This window comes from Asaia bogorensis, from assembly GCF_900465345.1.
Taxonomy (GTDB): domain Bacteria; phylum Pseudomonadota; class Alphaproteobacteria; order Acetobacterales; family Acetobacteraceae; genus Asaia; species Asaia bogorensis_A.
Genome location: NZ_UEGO01000038.1, coordinates 28186 through 41866 on the forward strand (window position 1 = coordinate 28186; position 13681 = coordinate 41866).

The 13681-nt window shown below is 60.8% G+C and carries 12 protein-coding genes; 4 read left to right on the forward strand and 8 right to left on the reverse strand.

Annotated elements, in window-relative coordinates; genetic code table 11:
* Nucleotides 1–8 precede the first annotated feature (8 nt).
* The 3 genes from infA to hisG form a co-directional block, all read right to left on the reverse strand.
* Nucleotides 9–227, reverse strand: a complete 219-nt coding sequence (gene infA, locus ED655_RS14420; RefSeq protein WP_023979930.1) for a translation initiation factor IF-1 — start codon at nt 225–227, stop codon at nt 9–11.
* 238 nt (nt 228–465) lie between these two features.
* Nucleotides 466–1761 carry a histidinol dehydrogenase gene (gene hisD, locus ED655_RS14425; protein WP_122050769.1) on the reverse strand — a complete coding sequence of 432 codons (1296 nt, stop codon included), beginning with the start codon at nt 1759–1761 and terminating at the stop codon, nt 466–468.
* Complete coding sequence (gene hisG / locus ED655_RS14430; protein ID WP_122050770.1) at nt 1758–2492, reverse strand: ATP phosphoribosyltransferase; 735 nt, start codon at nt 2490–2492, stop codon at nt 1758–1760. The genes hisD and hisG overlap by 4 nt, the downstream gene beginning before the upstream one ends.
* A gap of 240 nt (nt 2493–2732) precedes the next feature.
* Here hisG and ED655_RS14435 point away from each other — a divergent pair, with 240 nt between their 5' ends.
* Both ED655_RS14435 and ED655_RS15935 read left to right on the forward strand, forming a co-directional pair.
* On the forward strand, nt 2733–3602 hold the full coding sequence (locus ED655_RS14435; protein ID WP_122050771.1) for an aldo/keto reductase: 870 nt from the start codon (nt 2733–2735) through the stop codon (nt 3600–3602).
* Nucleotides 3603–3695: 93 nt separating this feature from the next.
* Nucleotides 3696–4136 (forward strand): hypothetical protein, encoded by a 441-nt coding sequence (locus tag ED655_RS15935; protein WP_162993546.1) that lies wholly within the window; start codon nt 3696–3698, stop codon nt 4134–4136.
* Nucleotides 4137–4168: 32 nt separating this feature from the next.
* Here the strand turns inward: ED655_RS15935 and ED655_RS14445 are convergent, their stop codons facing one another.
* Nucleotides 4169–5668 carry a replicative DNA helicase gene (locus tag ED655_RS14445; RefSeq protein ID WP_122050773.1) on the reverse strand — a complete coding sequence of 500 codons (1500 nt, stop codon included), beginning with the start codon at nt 5666–5668 and terminating at the stop codon, nt 4169–4171.
* A gap of 275 nt (nt 5669–5943) precedes the next feature.
* On the opposite strand from ED655_RS14445, the gene ED655_RS14450 reads away from it, so the two are divergent.
* The gene (locus ED655_RS14450; RefSeq protein WP_122050774.1) at nt 5944–6663 is read left to right on the forward strand and encodes an MgtC/SapB family protein; all 720 of its coding nucleotides are present in this window, start codon (nt 5944–5946) and stop codon (nt 6661–6663) included.
* Between the two features lie 263 nt (nt 6664–6926).
* Here ED655_RS14450 and ED655_RS14455 read toward each other — a convergent pair whose 3' ends face one another.
* Both ED655_RS14455 and ED655_RS14460 read right to left on the reverse strand, forming a co-directional pair.
* A complete protein-coding gene (locus ED655_RS14455) occupies nt 6927–8327 on the reverse strand; it encodes an aspartate ammonia-lyase (RefSeq protein ID WP_122050775.1) in 1401 nt (466 codons plus the stop codon).
* Between the two features lie 189 nt (nt 8328–8516).
* Nucleotides 8517–9557 (reverse strand): aromatic ring-hydroxylating oxygenase subunit alpha, encoded by a 1041-nt coding sequence (locus ED655_RS14460; RefSeq protein ID WP_122050776.1) that lies wholly within the window; start codon nt 9555–9557, stop codon nt 8517–8519.
* 110 nt (nt 9558–9667) lie between these two features.
* Between ED655_RS14460 and ED655_RS14465 the strand changes: the two genes are divergently transcribed.
* A complete protein-coding gene (locus ED655_RS14465) occupies nt 9668–10588 on the forward strand; it encodes a LysR family transcriptional regulator (protein ID WP_122050777.1) in 921 nt (306 codons plus the stop codon).
* Nucleotides 10589–10599: 11 nt separating this feature from the next.
* On the opposite strand, the gene ED655_RS14470 is transcribed toward ED655_RS14465, so the two are convergent.
* Both ED655_RS14470 and ED655_RS14475 read right to left on the reverse strand, forming a co-directional pair.
* Nucleotides 10600–11604 (reverse strand): L,D-transpeptidase, encoded by a 1005-nt coding sequence (locus ED655_RS14470; RefSeq protein ID WP_408735689.1) that lies wholly within the window; start codon nt 11602–11604, stop codon nt 10600–10602.
* A 66-nt stretch (nt 11605–11670) separates the two neighbouring features.
* On the reverse strand, nt 11671–13680 hold the full coding sequence (locus tag ED655_RS14475; RefSeq protein ID WP_162993548.1) for a S9 family peptidase: 2010 nt from the start codon (nt 13678–13680) through the stop codon (nt 11671–11673).
* Nucleotide 13681: the final 1 nt, after the last annotated feature.

Sequence of the window (13681 nt, forward strand, 5' to 3'; positions counted from 1 at the left end):
GAACGCTCTTACTTGAAGCGGAAGGTGATGCGGCCCTTGGACAGGTCGTAGGGGGTCATTTCAACATTGACGCGGTCACCGGCCAGAACGCGGATACGGTTCTTGCGCATCTTGCCGCTGGTATGGGCCAGAATGGTGTGCTCGTTGTCGAGTGTGACGCGGAACATGGCATTTGGCAGCAGCTCGGTCACCGTGCCGCTGAATTCGATCATGTCTTCTTTTGACATCTGAGTCCTTGAAACTGTGCTCTGATACAGGCCGGAAAATCCCCGGCAGGATGGAATTATGCCGCGTATGTGCTGGCTCGACGTCGTTACGTCAAGTTTCTTGGTGATTTTGGCCCCGAAAAGAGGCATTTTGGCTTCTGCGCGCTAGCCTCGTCACCCCGGGTTAAGGACTTTCTGTCCTGCCGTCACAAGTGGCAGGATCAGGCACCATGACCGGGGGCGGTTCCGGCGGCAGATTTTAGCCCAGAGCGTCGAGTCGTGCCGACAGGCTCAGCGCATGGGCATCGAGCCCCTCGGCTTTGGCCAGCCTGACACCGGCAGGACCGACAGCGCGCAGACCATCGGCGCCGGCTGAGATCGTGGTGGTGCGCTTGAGAAAATCAAACACCGACAGGCCCGAGGCAAAACGTGCCGTGCGGCTTGTGGGCAGAACGTGGTTCGGCCCGCCAACATAATCGCCGACAGCTTCGGGGCAGTTGCGACCAAGGAACATGGCACCGGCATGACGGATCAGCGTGGAAAACTGCTCGGCATCATCCAGCATGATCTCGAGATGCTCCGAGGCAAAACGGTTGGCAATTTCAGCGGCCTCATTCCAGTCGCGCGCAATCACCACCGCGCCATGATCGGCCCAGGACTTTCCGGCAATGGCAGCACGGGGGAGGGTCTTGAGTTCGGTCTCGACGGCTTCCACCACAGATCGGGCAAATCCGGCATCGTCTGTGATGAGTACCGCCTGGGCCAGTTCGTCATGTTCTGCCTGGGCCAGCAGATCGAGCGCCACGAAGCGCGGGTTGTTGCGGTTATCGGCCACAATCACGACTTCGGACGGACCGGCAATCGAGTCGATCCCTACGTGACCGAACACTTGGCGCTTGGCCTCGGCGACATAGGCATTGCCCGGACCGACAATGCGATCGACAGGGCGAATGCTGTTCGTGCCATAGGCGAGCGCGGCCACAGCCTGCGCACCGCCAACCCGATAGATCTCGCTCACGCCGCAGACACGCGCAGCCGCAAGAACGAGCGGGTTGAGGACACCATCGGGGCAGGGCACACACATGGCGATGCGGCCAACGCCTGCCACACGGGCTGGCAGGGCGTTCATGAGCACAGAGGACGGATACGCCGCCTTGCCGCCCGGCACGTAAAGCCCCACGGCATCGAGCGGCGTCCAGCGCATGCCCAGGGTCAGCCCGGCCTCATCCTGATAGGCGAGGTTTGAAGGCATCTGTGCCCGATGAAAGGATTCGATGCGTGAGGCAGCGAGATTGAGCGCTTCCATCAGATCGGCATCGACCTTGTCGGCCTCGCGTGCAATTTCGTCTGCGGTGATGGCCAGCCCTTCCGGGGCGAGGCTCAACCGGTCGAAACGCGCCGTGTAGTCGCGCAGAGCCGTGTCACCCTGCTCACGAATGGTGGCGATGATATCGCGCACCGGCGTGCTCACGCTGGTTTCAACAGCGCTCCGGTCAGAAAGCAGCGTTGCGAGACGGGATTCGAAATCCGTGTCGGTGCTTTGAAGCCATTTCATGCTGTTTTCTCCTGAAGGGCGTCGCGAAAGCGTTCGATCAGGGCACGAATGGCGTCGGGTCGGGTTTTCAGGGCAACGCGATTGACAATGAGGCGGCTCGTGACATGCGCGATGACATCAGTCTCGCGCAGGCCATTGGCTTTGAGGGTCGAGCCGGTATCCACCAGATCGACAATCACGCTGGCCATGTCGAGTGTGGGGGCGAGTTCCATGGCGCCGTGCAGATGCACGATTTCCGCATTGATGCCTTTGGCCGCGAAATGACGTCGCGTGATGGTCGGATATTTGGTCGCAACACGCAGATGCGAACTGGCTGCGGTCTTGTCATGATCGCCGACCTGACCGGCCATCCCAACCGGGCGGGCGATGGAAATGCGGCAGCCGCCAATTCCCAGATCGAGCGGCGCATAGATGTCAGGATAGTCGAATTCCATCAGCACATCGGCACCGCAAACGCCGATCTGTGCGCCACCATGCGCCACAAAAGTCGCGACATCGAAAGAGCGCACACGCACCACATCGACCTTGGGGTCGAGCGTTGGAAAACGCAGGCTGCGTGTCCCTTCGCCAATGGCGCTGCCATCCTGAAAAAGCCCTGTGCGCTCAAGCACGGGGCCCAGCGCCTTGAGGATACGCCCCTTTGGCAGTGCCAGAACGAGCGGCGCATCGTTCAGAGGCGCGTGCTGGGCATTGTCACGGGATTCGGAGGCGGGTTCGGATACGGCATTCATCACGACATTCCTGTAGCACAATCTTGCTCAGTCAAGAACCGGGCGGGCGCAAGGTTTTTGTCCGGGATACAGGCCGTCAGCTCTCGGGCCGCAGGGCCTTGCGCGCTGGCGACAGGAGGTATGGCTCACGCAGTGATGACCATCTCGATGGCCAGGAAGGCGGGCGGGCCTGCAACCCAGAGCGTCGCAATCCGCTAGATTGGGCAAGAACCGTCTTTTCGGGAATGACAGGAGCCCTGAATGTCTCGCAGCGAATTTACCCCTGACCTCGCCATTGCCACCCCGCGTGCCGATGAAGAACAGGTCCATCTGCAACTCAATGATGGGGCACGAATCCCGCAATTCGGCCTTGGTGTTTACAAGACCCCGGCTGACGAAACGGCTGAAATCGTGCGCTATGCCGCCAAGGCAGGCTATCGCATGGTCGATACGGCAGCGTTTTACGGCAATGAAAGCGGTGTTGGCGACGCGCTGCAGGATTATCCGGATCTCTATGTCTCGACCAAGCTCTGGGCCAGCGACATGGGTTACGATGCCGCCCTGCGTGCTTTTGATGTCAGCGCGAAAAAACTGCGTCGCGATGTGGTCGACCTCTATCTGATCCACTGGCCTATGCCGAAGAAGGATCTGTATGTCGAAAGCTGGAAAGCGCTCATTGAGCTCAAGAAGCAGGGGCGTATCCGGTCGATCGGTGTCTGCAATTTCGAGCCTGAACATCTGACGCGTCTGATTGAGGAGACCGGGGTCAAACCTGTGCTCAACCAGATCGAACTGCACCCGGCTTTCCAGCAGAAGAAGCTGCGGGCTTTCAATGAGTCGCTCGATATCCGCACCGAGGCCTGGAGCCCGCTGGGACGCGGTACGGGGCTGGATGGCGAGATCATCACCAGCATCGCGAAGAAGCACGGCAAGACGCCGGGTCAGGTGACGATCCGCTGGCATCTTGATCAGGGCAATGTCGTCATTCCCAAATCGGCGCATCAAAAGCGTATCGATGAGAATTTCGACGTGTTCGATTTCCGCCTCGATGAGGACGATATGAGCCGCATCGCCACCCTCGACCGGGAGGATGGGCGCACGGGCCCCAATCCGTTCACGGCAGATTTCTGATCCTCAGCGCATCTGTAATGCAGCGTCGTAAAATGTGACGCTGCATGATCGGCCGAATATGTCATCTTTCGGTGTATGCATAACGTCATCCACATGAGATGGCGGGGCTTTAATACCCTGCCGGTTCTGTTGCCGGTCCTGCTCGCGCCAGGCGCGCAGGCAGCACAGCCCGGCTATTTCATACCTCCCGCTCTGGCGCATAGGCCCACAGGACCTGCTCCGTCTCTGGTTCATCCCCTGATCGCGCAGGGAAGGGGCTTCGATTTCAGTACGAAGGCTGAAGCGCCCCCCAAAGTCTTTGCGCCCGATACGCTTCAATCGGCTCTGCGTCATCTCGGCCCCGTTTCAGTCGAGCAGAAAGCAACGTCTCCGATCGCTATGGAACATGGCGTGACGACTGTATTTGCCTTGCCTGTGCAGGCTATCCCCGGGCTGGACCTGACAGCGAGTTTCTTCGGCGGGCATCGCGATACCCGCCTTGGCGCACCACCCGGCTCTGCGGCGGTAACGGGCGGCCTGAGATTTCGCTGGTAGGACTGGGCACCCGAGAGATAGGCCCAAAGACCTCAGACGTCGTGCACCGTATCCAGATCGCCAAACCGGGTGAATTCGCCCTCGAAATACAGCGGGATGGTGCCGGTTGGTCCGTGACGCTGTTTTTCCAGAATCAGTTCGGCCTTGTTATGCACGAGCGCCATCTTGCGCTGCCATTCCTCCATCGCGACCTGATATTTGTCCATGCTCTCATAAGCGCTGTCTTTGGGCATGCGCTGCTGGAGATAATATTCATCGCGATAAACGAACATCACGGCGTCGGCGTCCTGCTCGATCGAGCCTGATTCGCGCAGATCCGAAAGCATTGGGCGCTTGTCTTCTCGCGATTCTACCTGACGCGAAAGCTGGGACAAGGCGATGACCGGCACCGAGAGCTCCTTGGCAATGGCCTTGAGTCCCTGGGTGATCATCGAGATTTCTAGCACGCGGCTCTCGGGTTTGGTCCCGATGGCAGGGCGCATGAGCTGGAGGTAGTCAACCACCACAAGGCTGAGCCCCTTGGTGCGTGCCAGACGGCGGCACCGTGTCCGCATGGCGGAAAGTGAAATGGCCGGGGTATCGTCAATATGCAGGGGCAGTTCCGACAATTCGCGCGAGACACGCACGAATCGATCGAACTCGCGCTGGCCGATATCGCCACGACGAATTTTTTCACCCGACACTTCGGACTGCTCGGAGAGGATACGTGTCGCCAGCTGTTCCGATGACATTTCAAGCGAGAAAATGGCGACAGCGCCCCGCGGCTTGATGCCCTTGTCTTCAGCCTCGCGCAAAAGCGCCTGTGCAGCGGAGAAGGCGATCTTGGTGGCCAGGGCGGTTTTGCCCATGGCCGGCCGCCCAGCCAGAATGAGCAGATCCGACGGGTGCAGGCCGCCGGTTTTCTTGTCAAAATCGCGCAGCCCCGATGTCAGGCCACTCACATCGCCTGTGCGCTGAAAGGCCTGCTCGGCGACCTGCAATGCGCCGGTCAGGGCACGCTCGAAGGTGACGAAACCACCATCCTGCCCCTTGTCGGTGGCAAGTTTGAACAGCGTTTCTTCCGCCGCCGCGATCTGGTCCCCGCCCTCAAGATCGGCACGCGCCCCATAGGCGTTGTTGACGACCGTCTCGCCAATATCGATCAGCTGACGGCGTATCCAGGCGTCGTGAATGGCGCGCCCGTAATCACCGGCGTTCACGATACCGACCATCGCCATAAGCAACTGGCCCAGATATTGCGGTCCGCCTACCTCATCCAGCAGGCCCGAATGTTCGAATTCGGCGCGCATGGTTATCGGATCGGCCAGCATGCCGCGATCAATGCGTCGGGCGATGGCCTCGAAAATCCGCCCATGCAGAGGGTCGGCGAAATGGGCTGCCTCAAGGAAATCCGAGACGCGCTCATAGGCCTTGTTATTGGTCAGTAACGCACCCAGCAGGGCGCGCTCTGCCTCCGGATTGGCAGGAGGGGTGCGCCGAAGCAGCGCAGTCAGGCCGTCATCGGCCATAGCTCGGATAGGGGTATCGGTCATGGTCACAGCGCCCCTCTACCACGCCCGGTGGCGATTCGATCAAGTTAAGAGGATGGGGTGTTGCCACAGCAGGGCAATAAGATAATCCTCCATTCGCTGCCCGCCCGATGGGGCAGTTCGGTAAAGCCCGTTGACCCGAAGCATTCCCCGGCAAGGACGCAATTTTTCGGCGCCCGCCATAGACGTTGAGATCTCCCACGTCCGGCTCTGTCGGTTCGGTCTCGCGCCGACGGGTTTGGCTCCCTACGGGCATTATTGTTTTGTGAGACCAGACCATGACCCATCCCGCGCTTTTTGCTCATATCCCCGGAGAGGGGTTGTTGCAGGTGCAGGAACTCGGTCTGGCCTTTCTGCTCTCGGCGCTGATCGGGCTTGAGCGTGAGTATCGCCAGAAGGCGGCGGGGTTTCGCACCTATACGCTGGTTGGGGTCTCGGCTGCGTTGTTCATGCTGATCTCCAAATACGGTTTCGATGATGTGCTCACCCCGGACCGTGTGGTGGTCGATCCGTCGCGTGTTGCGGCCCAGATCGTGTCGGGCCTCGGCTTTATCGGTGGCGGTGTCATTTTCATGCGGCGCGATACGGTGCGTGGCCTGACCACTGCCGCCTCTGTGTGGCTGACAGCGGCTATCGGCATGGCATGCGGCGCGGGGATGACGATCGTCGCCGTGCTGACGACAATCGGTTATCTGCTGATCATGTTCCTGACACCCGGCTGGCTTCTGCATTTCCCGCGTGCCCCGCGTCACGGGTTCAAGGTCAGTGTACGCGGTGCCGCTGATATCGATTTTGTCGATCCTGTCTGCGCTGCGCTCAGGAAACTCGGCTTCACGCTGGGCCATATGGCGCAGGAACGTCACGATGAGAGCGATCGGCTGATCATGACGGTGCATGTACATGGCCTCAAAGCTCCGGATGATGTCGTAACAGCCCTGATGCGCCTCCCCGGCGTGCAGGCGGTGTGGAGCGAAAAGCAGGATGAGGCCCCGGACTAGGCGTCCGTCATTGCGTATGGCGGCGGAGTTCGCCCCGTGCGCCCAACAGGCATGAATTTATTGCGTTGATCGAGGGCGTTGCGGCAGCGCTCTGGGAAGCTCCCGACGCGTTTAGGGAGCGCCTGCGCAGGTTAGAAGAGATCAATCCCACCCTGGGAAATCAAGGCTTCTTCCAGACGCCAGATCAGGGGCATCCAAAGGGCGACTGCCCTTTGGCGGGTTTCGGGGCAGAGCCCTGAGAGAACTGTCTGCGGAAGCACTGCCTAGAAGCTGTGCAGATGGCAAAGCCCCTCCGGGGAGAGAATACGGGTCAGGGTTTCCTCGGGAACGAGCTGGCGCTCACGGACAATTTCGATCACGCCGCGTCCGGTACGATGGGCTTCGAGCGCGATGGCAGTGGCGGTTTCGTAGCCGATAAAGGGATTGAGCACCGTAACCAGCCCGATCGAATGGGTGACCATCGCCTCAAGCTGGGCGGCATTGGCGGTGATGCCACGAATACAGCGCGATTCGAGTGTCAGACAGGCAGCGTGCAGATGGGTCAGGCTCTTGAACAGACTATGGGCAATGATGGGCTCGAAGGCGTTGAGCTGCAGCTGTCCGGCTTCGGCGGCCATGGTGACGGTCAGGTCATTACCGATGACCTCAAAGGCTACCTGATTGACCACCTCCGGAATGACGGGATTGATCTTGCCCGGCATGATTGACGAGCCCGATTGCATGGGCGGCAGGTTGATCTCGTACAGCCCGGCGCGAGGGCCAGAAGATAGCAGCCGCAGATCGTTGCAGATCTTGGAAATCTTGACCGCAAAACGCTTGAGAACGCCCGACACCTGAACGAAAGCACCGCAATCCTGTGTCGCCTCGATCAGATCCGAGGCTGTCAGCAGATGCAGATTGGTGATCATGTTCAGATGACCGCAGACTGTTCTGGCAAAGGCGGGATGGCCCGCAATGCCGGTGCCGATGGCCGTACCGCCCAGATTGATCTCGCTGATCAGGAGAATGGCCTCCTGCAGGCGCTTCTGATCCTCGTCCAGCATGACGGCATAGGTGTGAAATTCCTGCCCGAGCGTCATGGGAACGGCATCCTGAAGCTGGGTGCGGCCCATTTTCAGAATGTCATGAAATTCCGTCGCCTTGGCCATGAAGGCCTTGCGGAGCACGGTCATGGCATCGGTCAGATGGCTCACGCCATGAATGGCGGCAATACGCAGGGCCGTGGGATAAACGTCATTGGTGCTCTGGCCCATATTGACGTGATCGATGGGGTGAAGCGCTGCGTAATCCCCTTTAGCCCGTCCCAGATGATCGAGGGCGCGATTGGCGATAACCTCGTTGGCATTCATGTTGGTCGAGGTGCCTGCCCCGCCCTGTATGACATCGACCACGAACTGGTCGTGCAGCATGCCAGCGCGCACATCCTCGCAGGCAGCAATAATGGCGCGCGTGCGAGAGGCATCAAGCAGGCCAAGGTCATGATTGCTCTGGGCAGCCGCCTGCTTGATGGCGGCGAGGGCATTGATCAGCTCGGGATAGGCGCTGATCTGTCGTCCGGTAATGGGAAAGTTTTCGACAGCGCGCAGCGTGTGGATGCCGTAATACGCCTCTGCCGGCACCTCGCGTGTGCCGAGAAGGTCGTGTTCCGTTCTGGTGGCTGGCATGATCGTCTCCTCAATCCTGCCACCAGAGGAAATGATCGTGCCGTGGATGACAAGCCAGACGGTGGGCTTGGGGCATGTCCATTAGGGGCATGAGCCATGCGATCATTGCAGGGGATATTGCGCAGCCTTGCGGGGTGCGCCCTACGTGCCTCTAGAAATGCAGGGCGTTGCACCGCAGAAGCGATGGCGTCAGGCTGTGAAGAACCGGCTCAGCCCCAGATCACGCAGCCCCTTGCGATAGGCGATCGAACTGCGATCGGCCATGACATGGGCTTCAAGCGTCGGGTCGAGGGGCAGACATTCGGGCTTTTGGGCCTCCACGAGCAGACGATCCTCCTCAAAGACGCGGCGATTGAAGTCATAGACGGCTTCGACGGGGATATCGGTATCGAAGTTGCGGCAGATCGGTGCGAACATGCGTGTCTTGCGGGCAGAGACGGGTGAGGCGGCATTCATGATCACCAGACGGCCATCTTCCGGAAAATGGATCTCCAGCGTTGCCGTGAAGGGCAGGGAGGTCCGGAAGTGTCGCAGCCATTCAAAGCCCGCAGGAGCACGCCCTTCTACGCCAATGGGGTAATTGCCGACCGAACTGCGATATTCGACCTCGAAACCCTCCTCTGTCCGCCGCGGCATATAGGGGGGAACGACCGGGTTTTCAGGGTCGGCAAAGGTGTCGGCATGCACGAAGGCAAAATGCGCAACATCCAGAAACCCCTCGACCTGCCGACCGGCAAACCCGGCGATGTCGATCGAGGGACAGGTGATCTGCTGATAGGCTGGGTCATGCCAGTGGGGCATGGTCGGCACGTCATGGGGCGTCTCGCCAGCGAGACACGTCCAGACCAGACCATAGCACTTACGCACGGGGAAGGTTTTCAGGTGCAGCTTGCCCGGTATGGCAGAGCTGGGATGGGCAGGAACACGCACGCAGCGCCCTGACCCGCCAAAGCGAAAGCCGTGATAGGCGCAGGCAATGGTCTCGCCATCACCCGTGCCGAGGCTGAGCGGCACACCGCGATGCGGGCAGATATCCTGTGCCACCACGATATCGTCACCCGCACGATAGATGACCAGCGTTTCATCCAGCAATGTGGCCGCTACAGGAGCGGTGCCGATGTCGCGGATCAAGGCGACGGGATACCAGAAGCGCGAGAGAATGGCCCAGTCTGCTGCCTCAAAGCTGCACTGGCGCGGAAGCTGTACCGGGCGGTCGAGTGTTTCGGACATGAAAGCCCCCGCAGAAAGAGTGGATCGTCATAAAGACATGTCACGCGCACCCCGTTCGAGGATATATCCAAATTCCTGACAGGGCGTTTCAAAAAAGAGAGCACTCGATCATGCCGGTCTTCTCCCGTTTCTCGCGTTATTTTCTGGCCGTGGCGCAGCATGGGTCGATCCGGCGTGCGGCCGAGGCAACCGGAATTTCGGCCTCATCTATCGACCGGCAGATCCTGCAAGGTGAGGCCCGTCTGGGTGCCGCCTTGTTCGAACGCCTGCCGTCAGGCCTTCGGCTGACGGCAGCAGGCGAGATGCTGCTGGTTCAGGTCAGACGCTGGGAGCGGGAATTTGGGGATTGCCGCACACGCATGGAGGATCTCAAAGGGCTCAAGCGCGGCCATGTGACGCTGCTTATTCCGGAGGCAATGGCAAGGGGGCTGGTTCCGCGTATCGTGGCCTCCATACGCGGGCAGCATCCAGGGGTGACGCTGGGCGTGCGTGTCATGACCAATCACGAGATTTCGCCGGCCCTGCTCGACGGGCAGGGAGATCTGGCGCTGGTTTTCGATCCTGTGGTGTCGCATCGCCTTGCGATGCGGGCCTCGGTTGCCTTTCCTGTCGGGTTTGTCACGACACCCGGCCATCCGCTGACAAAAGGGCAGACGGCACGGTTCAGCCAGTGCAGCCTCTACCCTGTGATCGCGCCACGACCGCCGCTGGCGCTGGGCGAGAAGATTGCCTGGCTGGCCGAGGAAACCGGACTGGCGCTGAATCCGGTCTGTGACTCAGATGATATCGAGGCGATCAGGGCGCTGGTCCGTCACGGGGTCGGGGTCAGCCTACTCAGCTATATCGATGTCCTACCAGAGATCGAGGCCGGGACACTTGCCTTTGTGCCGCTCGAGCACAGCCGGATACGCCCTCTCACGCTCGGATTCTGCGTCGATCAGGCCCGATCCCTGCCTGTGGCAGCGCGGCTTGTGGGGCAGGCGCTCGAACAGGGTCTGCCCGAACTGGCGTATGCCGCCCCGGCTGTCTGAGGGGTCAGGTCTCAGCCTTCGTGGTGATTGACCAGAGGCTGATGGCCGACGCTGGCCGAGGAAATGGCCTGAACGGCATCGGCTGAATCGACGACAACCAGAGCATCGCCCGCGATCGGCGTAGGTGTGCGGTCCTTGGGCAGCAGGGCGCGAAAACGCGTGTCGTAGCTGGCGGCCTGCTCATATTGCGCATCCAGCAGACCATTCTTGTCCATGAATACGTTCATGGTGGCAGGAATGCGTATGCAGCCCTCGGAGGCAGGATGACCGAGGCGCTGTTCCAGAAAGTCAGGGTCCGTAGCGTGGATTTCGAGCCGGATATCGCCTGTCTCATGGGTGGGCAGCCAGCCTTTGACGGCGTTGTGCCAGCCCATATCCCAGACGCGCATGCCTTTGGCACCAATGCCACGTATGCCGTTCTCGTTTTTCGTGCCCAAGGCACGGTAACCGAGACGGTCCGGGGAGTTGATGAATACGCCCGTGGGGGTGATGTAATAGAACTTGCGGCCTGCGCGACCGGTCGAGACGGGGGTTCCCCCCAGTGTCTCCCAGTCTGCATTGCCCGGCATGGCCAGAACAAAGCACAGGCGCTGTACCTTGGGGTTGCGATCGACCACCATCAGGATCTGGGGGCGGTCGATGGGTGTATTCGTGCTGGCAATGGCGGCACGGGCAAGGCGGATAAAGCGCTGGCGCTGCTCAGGGGTATAGGTTGTAAAGCGCGAGACCGATTTTTTCATGCTCAGCGTCAGACGGCTGGCTTCCAGACGGGCATCGTGCTCCGACAGGACAGGCAGCGGCGGAATGACGATGGGCGGTGTCGTCGCATGATCCGGCACGGAAGAGACCGCTCCCGCCTGGGCGGGGAGTGGTGGCTGGGCCGCCGGGGCAGCCAGAGCTGCAGTTGTGTTTTTGGTCTGGGCCTGGGCGCAGCCGGAGAGCGCGCTGGCAGAGAGAATGCACCCCAGGAACAGGCCTGGCAGGGCCTGCCTTGTCTGGGTCAGAAAGCCCGGCATCACGGTCCTGTTTCTCGTCTGCATCTCAACTCCAAAGCTTCACGGCTGCAACGTTCAGGGCTGCGCTCAGTTTGCTCCGTTCTTGCCGGAAGCGCTTCCATTCAGATAGCGGCCGAACCACGCCAGCATGCGCTTTTGTGCATCGCTCGCATGGTCGTGACCGCGCATCCCGTGTCCTTCACCGGGATAGATCACAAGGCTCGTCGGAATCCCGAGTGCGCGCAAGGCATGGTAGAATTCAAGACTTTGTGCAGGCGGACATTCCACATCATTGGCTCCGACGTAAATAAAGGTCGGGGTCCTGACTTGCTTGATGAAAGTCATGGGTGACGAATGGGCGTAGATGGCCGGGTCGTCATAGACCGTGGCTCCGAAAAAGGGCGGCATCCAGGCATCGATACCGTTCTGGCCATAATAGGACTGCCAGTTGGCGATGCCGCCACCCGCTGCCGCGGCCTTGAAGCGGTTCGTCTGTGTCACAATCCACATGGTCATGTACCCGCCATAGGAATAGCCGGTCACGCCCAGACGGTTTTCGTCGATGGGGGCGGTCTTTTCCAGCGCGTCGATGCCGCGCTGGATGTCGCGCAGATCGCCGTGACCGAAATCGCGGCGGTTGGCCATGGTGAAGGCCTCGCCCTGGCCATAACTGCCGCGCGGATTGGGCAGGAAGAGGTCATAACCTGCATCGAGCAACACGGCCGCATCGCCCGTGGGACGCAGGAAGCGAGGCGTGACGGCTGATGAAGGGCCACCATGAATGATGGTGATCATCGGCACCTTGCCGTTGCGGATCATGGCGGCGGGGCGTGACCGGGGGGCAAGATGCCAGCCCTGTACCTTGAATCCGTCACTCACCCAGCTGATGCTGGAGGCGGTGTAGGGTACGGTCTGGCCGTCATTGGAGTGGGTGAGCTGCTGCCATGCGCCAAGGCGACCGGCCCAGATTTCAGGTGGGCTCGTGAAGCTCTGGCGTATCACGACGCTCTGGTCGTCTGCGCAGGTCAGACGGGGTTCGCCACCCCCATTGGAAAGCAAGCCATCTGCGCTTGCCATGAGGGGCGGCTTGTCATCAATGGACCGCATGACGGTGATGGAGCCTGCAATGGTCGAGGCGATCAGGCGCCCCTGACACCAGCTCAGCCCGGTTACCGTAGCCTTGAGGGTGCGCGTCAGATTGACCGGCGCGGCCTTGGGTTGTGACAGATCGAGCTGCAAGGCATCGCCGCCAAAGAACCCGAAATCGCTCATCAGCCCTGCGACGAAGCTGACGCTCCGGCCATCGGGCGAGACGAGCGGCAGGCCGATCTGCTGCGAAAGCGGGTGGGTGTACAGCACTTGCTCTTTTGAATCGGCAAAGCGCGACAGATGTGCCGACCACCAATGGGCATCACCATTGCCCGGCGCTGCCGTGCCGATGAAGGCGGGGGTGCTGGTGGGCAGCCAGTCATATTCATAGACATACAAACCATCAGGCGACTGCCAGTGAAGGCCGTCCTTCTCGACGGTTGCGATACGCTGCTCGTCCTCCGTTGCGTCGATCTCACCCGTCTCGGGCGCGCCGGCCTGCAGGGCACCGGGGTCACGACGGGCATTGGCAATGGCTAGAACGGCAAGGCCCCCCTTGGGGCCGTAGCGCAGGTCCTGAAGCGAGCCCGTGAATTTCAGCAGGCTGGTTACGGTCTTGCCATCGGCTGTGACGCTCAGGATTTCACGGTTCTGCGTGTGCTTGTGGCGGATGATGAAAGCCAGACGGGTTCCATCGGGGCTCCAGCTGGGGCTGGAGGGCGCACAATCCTTGCAGGGCAGCGCAACGGTCGTGGCGTGACCATCGGGCAGGGTGCGGATGACAAGGCTGGCCGGTGCCGCCTCGGCGGTTCCCCCGGCTTCCATGCTGTCGAGTGAGGCCAGAGAATGGCCATCAGGTGAAAGCGCTGGCGCAGTGTAGAAATGCAGCGGTGCCGCCTGTGCCTGTGCGCTTGCCAGGGTTACGCCGCCAAGGGCCGCGCTCCCCATCCCGAGAGAGAGCAGCGATGTGCCGAGCAGGCGGACCCGCGACAAGGAAAGGAGCGACATG